We start from the raw sequence: 15,065 nt of genomic DNA on the forward strand, positions 1-15,065 counted from the left end.
GCGTCAGGCGGCGAGCGGTTCGAGCGCGGCGCGCAGCGCGTCGGGCAGCGGCACCGGACGGCGCGTGCCGCGATCGACGTACACGTGCACGAAGTGCCCCTGCGCGGCGGGTGACGCATCGCCCTGCGCGAACAGCCCGACTTCGTAGCGCACGCTCGACGTGCCGAGCTTCACGACGCGCAGCCCCGCGTCGACCGCTTGCGGGAACACGAGCGGCGCGAAGTAGTTGCACTGCGTCTCGACGACCAGCCCGATCGTCTGCCCGTGCTCGACGTCGAGCACGCCCGCGCGGATCAGGTACTCGTTCACGACGGTGTCGAAGTAGCTGTAGTAGACGACGTTGTTCACGTGCCCGTAAACGTCGTTGTCCATCCAGCGGGTCGTGATCGGCAGGAAGTGGCGATAGGCGTCGCGCGGACGCGGCTGTGGCTTGTCGGACATGGCGATGGCGGTCAGGACGATGGAAGCGAAGGGAACGATGGAGATGACGGCGGCGAAGACGACGCGTGGCGGCCGCACGACGCGGCGCGCCGGCCGGCGACGAAGCGCCGCGTCGCGATCGCGCGCGCCGCGGCGGATGAAACCCTGCGGGCAGGCCGGCCCGTCACTGCCCCGGCCGGTCGACGAATTCGAAATCGAGGCCGCGCGCGCGCATCCAGTCGGCGAGCGCGACGCCCGTGCCGGCGCGCCACGGGCGCAGCAGCGGCGGATCGACGAGCTTGTACTCGAGCAGTTCCGGCGACAACGACACCGTGCCCGACGCCCGCACGTGGTACGCGATGATCAGTTCGTTCTTGCGGATGAATTCGTACACGCCGACGAGCGATACCTGCTCGGCCTTCAGCGCGGTTTCCTCGAACACCTCGCGCGCGATGCCGTCCTCGGGCGTCTCGCCGTTTTCGAGAAAGCCGGTGATCAGCGCGAACATCCCTTCGGGCCACGCCGCGTTGCGCGCGAGCAGGATCTTGCCGTCGAGTTCGACGATCGCGGCGACGACCGGCAGCGGGTTGTTCCAGTGCACGTAGCCGCACGACTCGTCGGGGCACGCCTGGCGAACGCGGCCGCCCTCATGGTCGGGATCGGCCCGCTCGGTGAGCGGGCTCGCGCAGCGCGGGCAAAAACGGTAGTCGGCGGTGGTCATCGATGAGAATCTGGCGGGCGCCGGACGGCCGCCTGCCGGCTGCCCGCGCACCCGCTCGGCGCGGGAAAGGCTTCATTCTAGCGAGTTTGCCCGCGCCCGAGACGATCCGGCCCTACCCGCGCCGGGATGATCGGCGCCCGCGCGCGGCGGTCGCCGCGAAGCCGGCGGCACCGATCAGCAGCGCGGCCACCGCGACCCACAGCGCAGGCGTAAACGACCCGAAGCGCGCGGCCAGCGGCGCCGCGACGAGCGGCCCGAGGATCTGCCCGACGCCATACGAGGCGGTCGCGTAACCCATCAGCCCGGCCGCGCGCTCGCCGTGCAGGCGCCGCGCCTCGCGCATCGCGAACAGCGTGATCGCGGTGAACGGCAGGCCGAGCAACGCGCTGCCGATCGAGAAGCCGGCCGCGTTCGGCCACACGATCCCGGCCGCGATGCCGAGCGCCTGCGTCGCGCAGCCGGCCGCCAGCAGCAGCCGGTTGTCCCAGTGGCCAGGTAGCCGCGCGGCGGTGATCGCGCCGACGATCAGCGCCGCGCCGAACATCGGCCAGAACAGGTCGGGCCACGGCGAACCGGCCGGCAGCGCGGCGCGCGCGATCACCGGCAGGAACGTCGCGGTGATGATGTAGCCGAAGCCCGGTGCGCCGTACAGCACGACGAGCCACGCGGCGTCCGCGCGACGGCTTCGCGGGGCGGCCCGCGCCGCCGGGGCGACCGGCGCACCGGTGGCCGCATGTGGCGCGGCAGCGGGCGACGTTGGCTGCGCGTGCGCCACGGCCGGCGCCGCACCGAACGTGCGCCAGATCGCGACCGACAGGACGGCCGACAACGCCGCGAAACCCAGCCAGCCCAGCGCCGCATGCTGGCCGGCCAGCGCACTGCCGATCAGCCCCGTCACCACGATGCCGACGCCCGGCCCCGCGTAGATCACCCCGCTCCATTCGGGCGCAGCCAGCTCGGCCAGACGCCGCAACCCCCATTGCGACATGAACACGAACGTCCATGCGCTGACGACGCCCGCGACGAAACGCACGACGAGCCACGCCGGCAGCCAGTGACCGATGCCCATCGCGGCGGTCAGCAGCACGGTCGCCGCGAGCCCGAAGCGCACCATCCGCGCCGGCGCGACGTGCAGCGCCGCGCAACTGGCCGCGCCGACGAAGTAGCCCGCATAGTTTGCGGACGCAAGCCAGCCGCCGGCTTTCAGGCCGATCGAGCCGTCCGCGAGCATCAGCGGCAACAGCGGCGTGAACGCGAAACGGCCGACGCCGAGCACGACGGCGAGCCCGACCATGCAGGCGAGCGCGGCCGCGCGGGCGCGGCGGTCGGCCTGGTCGGACGAAGGCACGCGGGCGGCGGCAGGCGGAGCATCGAAGCGGGACATGGCGGCATGGGCCGGCGCTTCGCGCGCGCCAGCCGGATCGGAAATCGGAATGGGTCCATCCTAGCTTGACCAACCATTCTCGAAAAATGAATAATTAAGAATCGACTCATCCCTCGGAGAGAATCATGGACCTGGCGGCGCTGGCGATTTTCCGGGCGGTCGTGCGCGAGAACGGCGTGACGCGCGCGGCGGCCAAGCTCAATCGCGTGCAGTCGAACGTCACGACGCGCATCAAGCAGCTGGAGGAGGAACTCGGCGCGGCGCTGTTCGTGCGCGACGGCCGCCGACTCGTGCTGACGCCGGCCGGGCAAACGCTGCTGCCGTACGCGGAGCGCCTGCTCGCGCTCGCCGACGAGGCGCGCGACGCGGTGCGCGAGGACACGCCGCGCGGGCGGCTGCGGCTCGGCACGATGGAAAGCACGGCCGCGAGCCGGCTGCCGACCATCCTCGCGCGCTATCACCACGCGTGGCCCGACGTGTCGCTCGAATTGCTGACGGGCACGACGGGCTGGCTGATCGACCGCGTGCGCGACTTCGAGGTCGACGCCGCGCTGTTCGCGCGCCCGCCCGAGCCGGACATGCTGCCCGACACGTTCGAGACCGTGCCGATCTTCCGCGAGGATCTCGTGCTGCTCACGCCGCGCGGCCATCCGCCGGTGCGCACGCCACGCGACGTGATCCTACCGACGCTGATCGCGTTCGAGCGCGGCTGCACGTATCGCAAGTACGTCGAGCAGTGGTACGCGGCGCACGGCGTGAAGCCGGCCCGCGTGCTCGAGCTCGGCTCGTATCACGCGATCGTCGCGTGCGTCGCGGCCGGCGCGGGCATCGCGGTCGCGCCGCGTTCGGTGCTCGATCTGCAGCCCGAGACCGGCAACATCGCCGCGCACAGGATTCCCGAACTCGGAGGGATCGACACGCTGCTCGCGTGGCGGCGGGGCTATGCGTCGGCGGCGCTCGCCGCGCTGCGCGATGCGCTCACCGACACCGCGCGGCAGCCCGGCGACGTGACGAAGCCGACGGTGACCGTACCGGCCTGACCCGTGCCCGCGCGTCGCCGCATCGATCGACACGCCTCGACCGCACAAACGAAACGACCCGACCGGCGCCTGCCGATCGGGTCGTTTTTCGATTCACGCGATGCCGTCAGGGCGACGGCATCGCATCGGTCATGCAACGATCAGAGCCGTTCCTCGACCCAGCCCTTCACGCCGGCCAGCGCGCCCGGCAGGTTCGCCGGCTCGGTGCCGCCTGCCTGCGCCATGTCCGGACGGCCGCCGCCCTTGCCGCCGACCTGCTGCGCGACGAAGTTCACGAGCTCGCCGGCCTTGACCTTCTTGCTCGCGTCCGGCGTGACGCCCGCGATCAGGCTGACCTTGCCGCCTTCGACGGCCGCGAGCACGATCGCCGCGCTCTTCAGCTTGTCCTTCAGCTTGTCGACCGTTTCGCGCAGCGTCTTCGCGTCGGCGCCGTCGAGCGTCGCGGCCAGCACGTACACGCCGCCGATCTCGACGGCCTGCTGCGCGAGCTCGTCGCCCTGGCTCGACGCGAGCTTCGACTTCAGCGCGCCCAGTTCCTTCTCGAGCGACTTCACCTGGTCCTGCACCTGCGCGATGCGCTGCGTGAGTTCCGACGGCTGCGCCTTCAGCGCCGCGGCCGCTTCGTTCACGCGTGCGTCGAGTTCCTGCACATAGCGCACCGCGTTGTCGCCGGTGATCGCCTCGACCCGGCGGATGCCGGCCGCGACGCCGCCTTCGACGACGATCTTGAACAGGCCGATGTCGCCGGTGCGGTGCACGTGCGTGCCGCCGCACAGTTCGCGCGAGAAGCCGAGGTCGAGCACGCGCACTTCGTCGCCGTACTTCTCGCCGAACAGCGCCATCGCGCCGCCCTTCACCGCTTCGTCGTACGGCATCACGCGCACGATGCCCGGCGCGTTCGCCAGGATCTCGTTGTTGACGATCTGCTCGACGCGACGGATTTCGTCGTCGGTCATCGGTGCGTTGTGCGCGAAGTCGAAGCGGGTCTTTTCCGCGTCGACGAGCGAACCCTTCTGCTGCACGTGTGCGCCGAGCACTTCGCGCAGCGCCTTGTGCATCAGGTGGGTGGCCGAGTGGTTGCGCTGCGTGCGCGCGCGGCGCTGCGCGTCGATTTCCGCGCGCAGCACGTCGCCGACCTTCAGCGTGCCCTGCTCCAGCGTGCCGTGATGGCCGATCACGTCGGCCTGCACCTTCAGCGTGTCGGCCACCGCGAAGCGCGTCGCGGCGTTCGCGAGCACGCCCTGGTCGCCGACCTGACCGCCCGATTCCGCGTAGAACGGTGTGTGGTCGAGCACGACGACCGCATCCTGGCCGGCCTTCACTTCGTTGACGGCCGAGCCGTCGACGTACAGCGCGACGACCTTCGCGTCGTCGAACGCGATTTCCTCGTAACCGTGGAAGGTGGTCTTCGCGCCCGAGTATTCGAGGCCCTGCGTGGCCTTGAACTTGCCGGCCGCGCGCGCCTGCTCGCGCTGACGCGCCATCGCGTCGTCGAACGCCGGCTCGTCGACCGTCATCCCGCGCTCACGGCACACGTCGGCCGTCAGGTCCAGCGGGAAGCCGTAGGTATCGTGCAGCTTGAACGCGAGTTCGCCGTCGAGCACCTTGCCGCCCTTCGCGTCGACGTCGGCCAGCGCGGCCTCGAGGATCGACATGCCGTGCTCGATCGTCTCGAAGAAGCGCTCCTCTTCCTGGCGCAGCACGTCGGTCACGCGCTGTTCGGCTTCCTTCAGCTCCGGGTAGGCGGTGCCCATCTCGGCGACGAGGTCGGCCACCAGCTTGTGGAAGAACGCGCCCTTGCGGCCCAGCTTGTAGCCGTGGCGGATCGCGCGGCGCACGATCCGGCGCAGCACGTAGCCGCGGCCTTCGTTGCCGGGGATCACGCCGTCGACGATCAGGAACGAGCACGCGCGGATGTGATCGGCGATCACCTTCAGCGAGTTGTTCGTGAGGTCGCTGATCTCGGTCACGCGCGCGGCGGCCTTGATCAGGTTCTGGAACAGGTCGATCTCGTAGTTGCTGTGCACGTGCTGCAGCACCGCGGCGAGACGCTCGAGGCCCATGCCGGTGTCGACCGACTGCTTCGGCAGGCGCGTCATGTTGCCCTGCGCGTCGCGGTTGAACTGCATGAACACGAGGTTCCAGATCTCGATGTAGCGGTCGCCGTCTTCCTCGGGCGACCCCGGCGGCCCGCCCCACACGTCCGGGCCGTGGTCGTAGAAGATCTCGGTACACGGACCGCACGGGCCGGTGTCGCCCATCGTCCAGAAGTTGTCCGATGCGTAGCGCGCGCCCTTGTTGTCGCCGATCCGGATGATCCGCTCGGTCGGCACGCCGACTTCCTTCGCCCAGATGTCGTATGCCTCGTCGTCTTCCTGGTAGACGGTGACCCACAGTTTTTCCTTCGGCAGCTGGTAGACCGTGGTCAGCAGCTCCCACGCGAACTTGATCGCGTCGTGCTTGAAGTAGTCGCCGAACGAGAAGTTGCCGAGCATCTCGAAGAACGTGTGGTGGCGCGCCGTGTAGCCGACGTTCTCGAGGTCGTTGTGCTTGCCGCCCGCGCGCACGCTGCGCTGCGCCGTCGTGGCGCGCGAGTACGGGCGCGGGTCCGTGCCGAGGAAGACGTCCTTGAACTGGACCATGCCCGAGTTCGTGAACATCAGCGTGGGGTCGTTACCGGGCACGAGGCTCGACGAGCGGACGATCGTGTGGCCCTTCGATTCGAAGAATTTGAGGAATTTCTCGCGGATTTCGGCAGCTTTCATGGCGTGCGGGGACAGTCTGGCAAAGACGGCTTCAAACGCCGGCGCCCCAGGCGGGGCGCGCGGCGGCATGGATTCGGAAACGATCGATTATACGATACAGACTGCCCGCCCAAGCGGCGGCGGCCCGCTGCGCCGGACGACCGGCCTGGGCCACCCGCGCGGCCGATTCGCCTTAAGATGCTCGGCATGCCAATCGGCCTTGCCCGGCAAGGCAGGCCAGCCATGAAAGGAGACGATTCGACGATGGGTGCCCTGAGCCATATCCGCGTGCTGGACCTCACCCGCGTGCTCGCGGGCCCGTGGTGCGCGCAGACCCTTGCCGATTTCGGCGCGGACGTGATCAAGGTCGAGCGCCCGGGCGCCGGCGACGACACGCGCCACTGGGGGCCGCCGTACCTGAAGGACGCGGACGGCGCGGATACCGCCGAGGCCGCGTACTACCTCGCGGCGAACCGCAACAAGCGCTCGGTGACGATCGACATCGCGACGCCCGAGGGCCAGCGGATCGTGCGCGAGCTCGCCGCGCAGAGCGACGTCGTGCTCGAGAACTACAAGGTCGGCCAGTTGAAGAAATACGGGCTCGACTACGACGCGCTGCGCGCGGTGAAGCCCGATCTCGTCTACTGCTCGGTCACCGGCTTCGGCCAGACCGGCCCGTACGCGCACCGCGCGGGCTACGACTTCATCGTGCAGGGAATCGGCGGCTTCATGAGCATCACCGGCGAGCGCGACGGCGAGCCGGGCGGCGGCCCGCAGAAGGCCGGCGTCGCGATCGCCGATCTCGCGACCGGCCTCTATTCGACGATCGCCGTGCTCGCCGCGCTCGCGCACCGCGACCGCACGGGCGAAGGCCAGTACATCGACATGGCGCTGCTCGACGTGCAGGTCGCGCTGCTCGCGAACATGAACACCAACTTCCTCGCGAGCGGCAAGCCGCCGGTGCGCTGGGGCAACGCGCATCCGAACATCGTGCCGTACCAGACGTTCCAGACGAGCGACGGCTGGATCATCGTCGCGGTCGGCAACGACGGACAGTTCCGCAAGTTCGTCGAGGCCGGCGGCCGGCCCGAGCTGGCCGACGACGAGCGCTTCGCGACGAACCCGTCGCGCGTGCGCCATCGCGACACGCTGGTGCCGATCCTCGCGGAAATGGTGAAGGCGCGCGGCAAGGCCGACTGGATCGGCGCGCTCGAAGCGGCCGGCGTGCCGTGCGGGCCGATCAACGATCTCGACGAGGTGTTCGACAACGAGCAGGTGGTCGCGCGCGGGATGCAGGTAGCGCTGCCGCACCCGTGCGGCGCGGACGTGAAGCTCGTGCGCAACCCGATCCGGATGAGCGCGACGCCGCCGGACGCACGCACCGCCCCGCCGCTGCTCGGCGCGCAGACGGAAGAGGTGCTGCGCGACATGCTCGGCTACGACGACGAGCGGATTGCCGCGCTGAAGGCGAAACAGGCGATCTGACGCGTCAGGCTCGCGCGGCGGCGAACGGCCCGGCTAGCGCGCGAGCGCGTCGAGCCAGCCGCGTGCGGCCGGCCAGTCGCCGAGCCCGCTGTCGGCGTTGATGTGGCCGCGCGGGCCGATGTCGCGGAACGCGCTGCCCCACGCATGCGCGCAGCCGCGTGCGAACGCGAGCGAACCGTACGGATCGTCGCTGCTCGCGACGACGCAGGTCGGAAACGGCAATCGCTCGTGCGGCACCGGGCCGAAACCGTGCGCGTCGACCGGGAACGCCGGCCCGGCGGGATCGGGCAATGCGACGAGCAGCGCGCCGCGCACTTTCGCGAGCGCGGCCGGGCGTGCGTAGCGGGTCGCCCACCAAGCGGTGGTCAGCGTGCCGAGGCTGTGGCCGGCGATCAGCACGGGCCCGCGCGCGGCTTCGACCGCCCGGTCGAGCGCGAGACACCAGCCATTGCGGAACGCACGGTCCCAGTCGGGCATCGCGACCCGCGAGAAGCGCGCGTCGGCGCGCTCCCAACGGCTCTGCCAGTGAAGCGGGCCCGAATTGGCGTAGCCCGGCAAGACGAAAACGACGGAGTCGGTCATGGAAGGGTTGGTCGACGAATGGAATCGTGTTGTAGCGTCGACGCAGTGTCGCACACCCGCCTCTCCCTGATGGTGCCTGTCGAAATCCGGGGGATGTGCGTGACGTTCGTGCGGGTCGTGATGCACTCAGGCAGGCGTCACGACCGGCCGGCATGCGTGGCGCCCGCGTCGCGGGCGCCTGCCGGCGGGGTCAGCGGACGCCGGCGCCGACCAGGCCGCCTGCCGCCGCGCCGGCCACCGTGCCGACCGGGCCGCCCGTGATCAGGTAGCCGAGCGCGCCGCCCGCGGCCGCGCCGATCCCGGCATTGCGTTGCGTATGCGTCATCGCGCATGCGCCGAGTTGTGACAGGGCCGCGACGATCACCGCGGTACGAACGAGAAAAGTGGTCTTCTTCATCATGATTATTGGCTTCCTCCCGCCACGCAAAAATTGCGAATGGCGGCATTGAATCGGTAAAGCCATCATAGGAAAACCCGAACGGCGCCGGCAATCCGATTTACGTCGTGTTACAGCCGACACACACTCGATATATTGCGGTACGCATCGCGAACGGACGGCGCCGGACCGGCAGGCCGCGCGGGACGGACCCCGGTCAGGTAGAATTACAGGATTAAACCGGCGCGACGCGCCGACACAACCTGACGCCAACCGCATGAGCACCGAACGCAACGACGCCCCCGCGGCTTCCAATTTCATCCGTAACATCATCGACGACGACAACCGCACCGGCAAATGGGGCGGCCGCGTCGAGACGCGCTTCCCGCCCGAGCCGAACGGCTATCTGCACATCGGTCACGCGAAGAGCATCTGCCTGAACTTCAGCGTCGCGCGCGACTACGGCGGCGTGTGCCACCTGCGCTTCGACGACACGAACCCGGAAAAGGAAAGCGTCGAATACGTCGACTCGATCGTCGACGCGGTGCGCTGGCTCGGCTTCGACTGGCGCAAGGACGCGGTCGATCATCAGTATTTCGCGAGCGACTACTACGACAAGCTGTACGAGTTCGCCGAGCTGCTGATCAAGCGTGGCAAGGCGTACGTCGACAGCCAGAGCGCCGACGAAATGCGCGCGAACCGCGGCTCGCTGACCGAGGGCGGCAAGCCGTCGCCGTTCCGCGAGCGCACGCCGGAAGAGAACCTCGACCTGTTCCGCCGGATGAAGGCCGGCGAGTTCAAGGAAGGCGAGCACGTGCTGCGCGCGAAGATCGACATGGCGTCGCCGAACATGAACATGCGCGACCCGGTGATCTACCGGATCCGCTACGCGCACCACTACCGCACCGGCGACGCATGGTGCGTGTATCCGATGTACGACTACACGCACTGCATCTCGGATGCGCTCGAAGGCATCACGCATTCGCTGTGCACGCTCGAATTCGAGGATCACCGCCCGCTGTACGACTGGGTGCTGAACGAACTCGCGGAAGCCGGCGTGTTCACGCGCCCGCTGCCGCAACAGATCGAATTCTCGCGGCTGAACCTCACGTACGCGATCACCAGCAAGCGCAAGCTGCTGCAGCTCGTCACCGAAGGCCACGTCGACGGCTGGGACGACCCGCGGATGCCGACGATCGTCGGCGTGCGCCGCCGCGGCTTCACGCCGGAGAGCATCCACCTGTTCTGCGAGCGGATCGGCGTGACGAAGATCGATTCGTGGATCGACATGAGCATCTTCGAAGGCGCGCTGCGCGACGACCTCGACGACAAGGCGGCGCGCACGGTCGCGGTGCTCGATCCGCTGAAGCTCGTGATCGACAACTATCCGGAAGACCTCGAGGAAGCGTGCACGGCGCCCGTGCATCCGCACCATCCGGACCGCGGCGTGCGCACGTTCCCGATCTCGCGCGAACTGTGGATCGAGCGCGAGGATTTCGTCGAAAATCCGCCGAAGGGCTATTTCCGCCTGTTCCCGGGCAACAAGGTCCGCCTGCGCTACGGCTACGTGATCGAATGCACGGGCTTCGACAAGGACGCCGACGGCAACGTGACGGCCGTGCACTGCAACTACTTCCCGGACAGCAAGTCGGGCACCGAAGGCGCGAACACGTACAAGGTCAAGGGCAACATCCACTGGGTCAGCGCGAAGCACGCGCAGCCGGCCGAAGTGCGGATCTACGACCGCCTGTTCAAGGAGCCGCACCCGGACGCGGGCGGCGCGAACTTCCTCGAGGCGCTGAACCCCGATTCGAAGAAGATCGTGCAGGCGTACCTCGAGCCGGGCAACGGCGACGTCGCGCCGGAAACGCGCCTGCAGTTCGAGCGCCACGGCTACTTCGTTGCAGACCGTGTCGATTCGAAGCCGGGCAAGCCGGTGTTCAACCGGATCGTCGGGCTGCGCGACAGCTGGGGCAAGCCGGCCTGACGGCGTGCTCCGCGCGGTAGCGCGCGGCCCGCAAGCCGCCGCTGCCTCGGCATGAAAAAAACCGGCTCCAGGGCCGGTTTTTTCATGGGCGCGTGCCGAAGAACGGCTGGCGAAAACGGAAGCCGCGGCGCCCGTTCACGCGCCCGACAACCGCCGATGCAAGTCCGCCAGCGACAGCTTCGTGCGAAACAGCCGCGCGAGACTGCGGCTCGCATAGGTGTCGATGTCGCCCGGCACGGTCCAGCGGTACGCGTCCATCTCGGGAATCATCGAGCCGTCGCGACGGCTCGGAAACAGCGACGTGCACGTGCAGTGCGCGGGATCGATTTCGCCGTCGGCCACCTGCACCGCGAACAGGTGCAGGTCCTTGTCGTGCCGGTACGCGAAGCGGCCGAGATCGAGCAACCGCGCCGGCGCGAACGCGATGCCGGTTTCCTCCCGCAGTTCGCGCAGCGCGGCGTCGGCCGGCGTCTCGCCCGGTTCGCCCTGCCCCTTCGGGATGTCCCAGTGCGTGGTGTCCGTCGCATGCGCGAGGAACACGCGACCGGCCGCATCGAGGATCACGACGCCGCACGATACCGTGCGCGGCGCGCCGCCCCGCTTCGTCATGCGCGTGCTCAGCGCTTCTGCAGCTGCCACTTGCCCGCGGCCGTCTTGCAATAGACGGGCTTGAGCGTCATCGTCTGGCCCTTCGCGGTGATTTCGGTCGCGACTTCGCGGCAGGTCTTGCCGTCCGTCTCGGTCGTGCTCGGCGTGAGCTTCGCGTCGATCTGCGTGCCGCGGCCGCTGCTCTGCCACGTCGTGGTTTCACCGTCCTTGCCTTCGTCGCGCGCCTGCACGACTGCCTTGGAAAGCGACGCGCGGTCGGTCTTGCTGAAATAGCTGATCGGCGTGTCGTTCAGGAAGTTCAGGTTGTTCTGCGCGTGGGCGGGCAGCATCGCGGCTGCGCACGCGGCGCCGGCCAGCACGCGCGTGACGACGGAAAGGGATGCACGCATCGACATGTTTTTCTCCTTGGATGTTCGATCGAAAGGCGCGGTGCATGCCGGCGAACCGGCACGCACCGCGCCCGTCAGCGAGCGAGCATAGCATGCGTGCTGCGATGAAGGCCTTCTAGGGCTTGGCGGCGACGGCCGTTTGCTGATATCCGTCAGTCAGCGTGCCCAGGAACGCGATCACGTCCTTGATCTCGGCCGCATTCAGCGCGGGCTGGTCGCCGCGCTTGCGGTCGAACGGCGCTTCGCGGTTGATGTTCGGCCAGTAGCGCTTCGGCAGGTCGTCGTAGATCTGCACCTTGCCGTGCACGACCGGGTAGAACTTCTCCGGATGGATGTCGCGTTCGACGTAGAAGCGCATCACGTCCTCGAGCGAGTGATACACGCCGTTGTGGAAGAACGTCTTGCGCAGCGCGACGTTGCGCAGCGACGGCGTGCGGAACAGCCCGCAGAATTCGTCGCGCCCCTTCAGGTCGGTGCGTTCGGGACCGCAGGCGCCGAGATCGTAAAAGCGCGGGTCGCGATTGACCGGCAGCGCGCGGTTGCGCGGCACCGCGATCGCGATCAGCCCGAAATCGCTGAACTGCGGCGGGCCGCCTTCGAGCGTGCGCTGGCTGATGTGGCAGCTCGCGCAATTGCCCTTCTTCTCGTCGTTGAACAGCTGCAGCCCGTGCAACTCGGCGGGTGTGAGCTGCGCGTGGCCGGCCAGATATGCGTCGTATTTGCTCGTGTACGGATCGAACAGCGCCGGCTGCTGCTGGAATGCATCGAGCGCGCGCAGCACCGCATCGAACGTCGCCCGGTCGTCGCCGAGTACCTGATCGCCGAACGCCTTGCGAAACGCGTCGGCATACGGCGCGGCGCGGACCGCCTTCGCGACCCGCGCAGGCGAGCTGCTCATCTCGAACGGCGACAGGAGCGGAATGCGCGCCTGCGCATCGCGCGTATCGACGCGGCCGTCCCAGGTCAGCCCGCCGGTCGGACCCGCGTCGACGCTTTCGTCACCTTCGTCCGGCGAATCGTGGAAGTGCTCGCTGAACGGCGGGATGCCGCGCAGGTACTTCAGCGACGGCACCGCGCGAAAGCCGGTACGGTGCATGTCGTCGCCGCCCAACTGCACCGACAGCGCGTTCGGCGGCCCGAACGCATGCTCGGCGCTATGGCACGACGCGCAAGCGAGCTTGCCGGACCCGGACAGCGACGGATCGAAGAACAGCTGCTTGCCGAGCGCCGTCATCTGCTTCACGCCCTCGAACACCTGCGCGCGCGTCTGCGGCTGGCAAGCCGGCGCGACCGCCGGGGCGGCCGGAGCAGCCTGCGCCGCCGGGACGACGGACGCGGCCGACGCGGTCGTGCCGGGCTGCGCGTCGCAACCGGCGAGCGCGGCGAGCGCGGCGAGCGCGCCAGCCACCGCGAGCGTCGCCGCGGCGGGGACCAGCGACCGCGCGAACGCGAAGGATTTCAGAAAGGTGTGCATCGTCGTTGTTCTGGTAGCGGTGGGCAATCGGCCGGAGCTTATGTCAGTTCCGTGACCGTTGGATGACGTTCAACCGACAGTCAATTGAAAGCGTCCCTACACCCGGCTGTCAAATCGGTTCCAGATAATGCGCGCAGCCGGGCGGTACCGCGAGGTTCGCGCGCCGGCCCTCCGCCACCCGGTTCCCACACGCGACCAACGACGAATGAGAGAGAACATCGCATGAAGAAGCACGCCTGGATTCGCTACACGCCGATCGCCCTTGCGGCCGCGCTCAGCCTGACCGCCTGCGGCGGCGACGACGTGACGCAGCAGGGCCTGTCGGCCGTCAAGAACGTCGTCGTGATCTACGCGGAAAACCGCAGCTTCGACAACCTGTACGGCAACTTCCCGGGCGCGAACGGTCTGCAGAACGCGACGGCCGCGAATTCGGTGCAGAAGGACCGCGACGGCTCGACGATGGCGACGCTGCCGAAGATCTGGGGCGGCCTGACCGCGACCGGCATCACGCCGGCGGTGACCGAGGCGATGACGGCGAACCTGCCGAACGCGCCGTTCGCGATCGACGATCCGAACGGCTTCAACCAGTCGATGAGCATCGCGACGCGCGACATCGTGCACCGCTTCTACCAGGACCAGATGCAGATCAACGGCGGCAAGAACGACATGTACGCCGCATGGACCGACGCGGGCGGCCTGACGATGGGCCACTACACGGCCGATCCGTCGAAGCTGCCGCTGTGGAAGATCGCGCAGCAGTACGTGCTCGCCGACAACTTCTTCATGGGCGCGTTCGGCGGCTCGTTCCTGAACCACCAGTACCTGATCTGCGCGTGCGCGCCGTACTACCCGAACGCCGACAAGAGCCCGGCGGCCGGCAAGATCGCCGTGCTGAACGCCGACGGCAAGTCGCTGAAGGTCGCGACGAACTCGCCGGCTTCCGCGCTGAGCGGGCCGCCGAAGTTCGTCAACGACGGCGCACTGACGCCGGACTTCTACGGCATCAACACGATGCAGCCAGCGTATCAGCCGAGCGGCAACAAGGCGGCCGCGGGCGGCGATCCGCTGCTGGCCGACCCGGCCAATCCGTCGACGATGCCGCCGCAGACGGCGACCAACATCGGCGACCTGATGACCAACGCGGGCGTGTCGTGGGCGTGGTATGGCGGCGCGTGGGGCCAGGCGCTGCAGGCGAGCCAGAACGGCACGTCGAACGTGATCTACGGCGCCGACCTGTCGACGCCGAACTTCCAGCCGCACCACCAACCGTTCAACTATTTCGCGAACCAGGCGCCGGGCACCGCGAGCCGCGCGCAGCACCTGCTCGACGGCGGCGCGAACGGCGCGGAGTTCATCAAGGCAATCGACGCGGGCACGCTGCCGCAGGTCGCGTTCTACAAGCCGCAAGGCAACCTGAACGAGCATCCGGGCTACACGGACGTCACGTCCGGCGACCAGCACATCGCCGATGTGATCGCGCACCTGCAGGCCAGCCCGCAGTGGAAGAACATGGTCGTGGTCGTCACGTACGACGAAAACGGCGGCTTCTGGGATCACGCCGCGCCGCCGACCGCCGACCGCTGGGGCCCGGGCACCCGCATTCCGGCGCTGATCGTGTCGCCGTTCGCGAAGAAGGGCTTCGTCGACCACACGCAGTACGACACGGGTTCGATCCTGCGCTTCATCACGCGCCGCTTCTCGCTGCCGCGCCTCGCCGGCCTGCAGCAACGCGACGACGCGCTGAAGGCGAACGGCGCCCAGCCGATGGGCGACCTGACGAACGCGCTCGCGCTGTCGCCGAACCTGTAATCGCATCGCGGCCACCGCGAACGAGCCGGCGGCGATGCCGGCTCC

At 68.7% G+C, this 15,065-nt stretch carries 13 protein-coding genes; 4 read left to right on the forward strand and 9 right to left on the reverse strand.

From position 1 onward, the window contains the following. Positions 1–3 precede the first annotated feature (3 nt). The 3 genes from H0X91_RS14275 to H0X91_RS14285 all read right to left on the reverse strand — a co-directional run bounded on the left by H0X91_RS14275 (position 4) and on the right by H0X91_RS14285 (position 2,525). A complete protein-coding gene (locus H0X91_RS14275; RefSeq protein ID WP_006485994.1) occupies positions 4–441 on the reverse strand; it encodes an acyl-CoA thioesterase in 438 nt (145 codons plus the stop codon). A gap of 163 nt (positions 442–604) precedes the next feature. Continuing rightward, positions 605–1,141 carry an NUDIX domain-containing protein gene (locus tag H0X91_RS14280; RefSeq protein ID WP_006494058.1) on the reverse strand — a complete coding sequence of 179 codons (537 nt, stop codon included), beginning with the start codon at positions 1,139–1,141 and terminating at the stop codon, positions 605–607. A 112-nt stretch (positions 1,142–1,253) separates the two neighbouring features. After that, a complete protein-coding gene (locus H0X91_RS14285; RefSeq protein WP_196433099.1) occupies positions 1,254–2,525 on the reverse strand; it encodes a YbfB/YjiJ family MFS transporter in 1,272 nt (423 codons plus the stop codon). Between the two features lie 125 nt (positions 2,526–2,650). On the opposite strand from H0X91_RS14285, the gene H0X91_RS14290 reads away from it, so the two are divergent. Beyond that, positions 2,651–3,565 carry a LysR family transcriptional regulator gene (locus H0X91_RS14290; protein ID WP_062884590.1) on the forward strand — a complete coding sequence of 305 codons (915 nt, stop codon included), beginning with the start codon at positions 2,651–2,653 and terminating at the stop codon, positions 3,563–3,565. Positions 3,566–3,705: 140 nt separating this feature from the next. On the opposite strand, the gene alaS is transcribed toward H0X91_RS14290, so the two are convergent. Continuing rightward, positions 3,706–6,330, reverse strand: a complete 2,625-nt coding sequence (gene alaS, locus H0X91_RS14295) for an alanine--tRNA ligase (protein WP_006497726.1) — start codon at positions 6,328–6,330, stop codon at positions 3,706–3,708. A 243-nt stretch (positions 6,331–6,573) separates the two neighbouring features. Here alaS and H0X91_RS14300 point away from each other — a divergent pair, with 243 nt between their 5' ends. After that, the gene (locus tag H0X91_RS14300; protein ID WP_034200686.1) at positions 6,574–7,794 is read left to right on the forward strand and encodes a CaiB/BaiF CoA transferase family protein; all 1,221 of its coding nucleotides are present in this window, start codon (positions 6,574–6,576) and stop codon (positions 7,792–7,794) included. A 33-nt stretch (positions 7,795–7,827) separates the two neighbouring features. Here the strand turns inward: H0X91_RS14300 and H0X91_RS14305 are convergent, their stop codons facing one another. Together H0X91_RS14305 and H0X91_RS14310 are read right to left on the reverse strand one after the other, a co-directional pair. Next, positions 7,828–8,376: an RBBP9/YdeN family alpha/beta hydrolase gene (locus H0X91_RS14305; protein ID WP_006489670.1), complete on the reverse strand. Its 549-nt coding sequence runs from the start codon at positions 8,374–8,376 to the stop codon at positions 7,828–7,830. A gap of 190 nt (positions 8,377–8,566) precedes the next feature. After that, positions 8,567–8,776: an ornithine acetyltransferase gene (locus H0X91_RS14310; RefSeq protein WP_006497729.1), complete on the reverse strand. Its 210-nt coding sequence runs from the start codon at positions 8,774–8,776 to the stop codon at positions 8,567–8,569. Positions 8,777–9,029: 253 nt separating this feature from the next. Here H0X91_RS14310 and H0X91_RS14315 point away from each other — a divergent pair, with 253 nt between their 5' ends. Then, entirely contained in the window at positions 9,030–10,739 is a 1,710-nt protein-coding gene (locus H0X91_RS14315) for a glutamine--tRNA ligase/YqeY domain fusion protein (RefSeq protein WP_006482253.1), read from the forward strand. A 135-nt stretch (positions 10,740–10,874) separates the two neighbouring features. On the opposite strand, the gene H0X91_RS14320 is transcribed toward H0X91_RS14315, so the two are convergent. The 3 genes from H0X91_RS14320 to H0X91_RS14330 form a co-directional block, all read right to left on the reverse strand. Then, positions 10,875–11,348 (reverse strand): NUDIX hydrolase, encoded by a 474-nt coding sequence (locus H0X91_RS14320; RefSeq protein WP_006482252.1) that lies wholly within the window; start codon positions 11,346–11,348, stop codon positions 10,875–10,877. Positions 11,349–11,356: 8 nt separating this feature from the next. Beyond that, positions 11,357–11,743, reverse strand: a complete 387-nt coding sequence (locus H0X91_RS14325) for a hypothetical protein (RefSeq protein WP_034200689.1) — start codon at positions 11,741–11,743, stop codon at positions 11,357–11,359. A gap of 109 nt (positions 11,744–11,852) precedes the next feature. Continuing rightward, a complete protein-coding gene (locus tag H0X91_RS14330) occupies positions 11,853–13,211 on the reverse strand; it encodes a cytochrome-c peroxidase (protein WP_196433100.1) in 1,359 nt (452 codons plus the stop codon). Positions 13,212–13,433: 222 nt separating this feature from the next. On the opposite strand from H0X91_RS14330, the gene H0X91_RS14335 reads away from it, so the two are divergent. Continuing rightward, positions 13,434–15,020: an acid phosphatase gene (locus H0X91_RS14335; RefSeq protein ID WP_006490385.1), complete on the forward strand. Its 1,587-nt coding sequence runs from the start codon at positions 13,434–13,436 to the stop codon at positions 15,018–15,020. Positions 15,021–15,065 lie beyond the last annotated feature (45 nt).

This window comes from Burkholderia sp. 9777_1386 (assembly GCF_015712265.1).
GTDB lineage: Bacteria > Pseudomonadota > Gammaproteobacteria > Burkholderiales > Burkholderiaceae > Burkholderia > Burkholderia cenocepacia.

Bases quoted from the DNA above. Each gene is read 5' to 3' on its own strand.
- H0X91_RS14275 (WP_006485994.1), bottom strand. From the start codon at position 441: ATGTCCGACAAGCCACAGCCGCGTCCGCGCGACGCCTATCGCCACTTC.
- H0X91_RS14280 (WP_006494058.1), bottom strand. From the start codon at position 1,141: ATGACCACCGCCGACTACCGTTTTTGCCCGCGCTGCGCGAGCCCGCTC.
- H0X91_RS14285 (WP_196433099.1), bottom strand. From the start codon at position 2,525: ATGTCCCGCTTCGATGCTCCGCCTGCCGCCGCCCGCGTGCCTTCGTCC.
- H0X91_RS14290 (WP_062884590.1), top strand. From the start codon at position 2,651: ATGGACCTGGCGGCGCTGGCGATTTTCCGGGCGGTCGTGCGCGAGAAC.
- alaS (WP_006497726.1), bottom strand. From the start codon at position 6,330: ATGAAAGCTGCCGAAATCCGCGAGAAATTCCTCAAATTCTTCGAATCG.
- H0X91_RS14300 (WP_034200686.1), top strand. From the start codon at position 6,574: ATGGGTGCCCTGAGCCATATCCGCGTGCTGGACCTCACCCGCGTGCTC.
- H0X91_RS14305 (WP_006489670.1), bottom strand. From the start codon at position 8,376: ATGACCGACTCCGTCGTTTTCGTCTTGCCGGGCTACGCCAATTCGGGC.
- H0X91_RS14310 (WP_006497729.1), bottom strand. From the start codon at position 8,776: ATGATGAAGAAGACCACTTTTCTCGTTCGTACCGCGGTGATCGTCGCG.
- H0X91_RS14315 (WP_006482253.1), top strand. From the start codon at position 9,030: ATGAGCACCGAACGCAACGACGCCCCCGCGGCTTCCAATTTCATCCGT.
- H0X91_RS14320 (WP_006482252.1), bottom strand. From the start codon at position 11,348: ATGACGAAGCGGGGCGGCGCGCCGCGCACGGTATCGTGCGGCGTCGTG.
- H0X91_RS14325 (WP_034200689.1), bottom strand. From the start codon at position 11,743: ATGTCGATGCGTGCATCCCTTTCCGTCGTCACGCGCGTGCTGGCCGGC.
- H0X91_RS14330 (WP_196433100.1), bottom strand. From the start codon at position 13,211: ATGCACACCTTTCTGAAATCCTTCGCGTTCGCGCGGTCGCTGGTCCCC.
- H0X91_RS14335 (WP_006490385.1), top strand. From the start codon at position 13,434: ATGAAGAAGCACGCCTGGATTCGCTACACGCCGATCGCCCTTGCGGCC.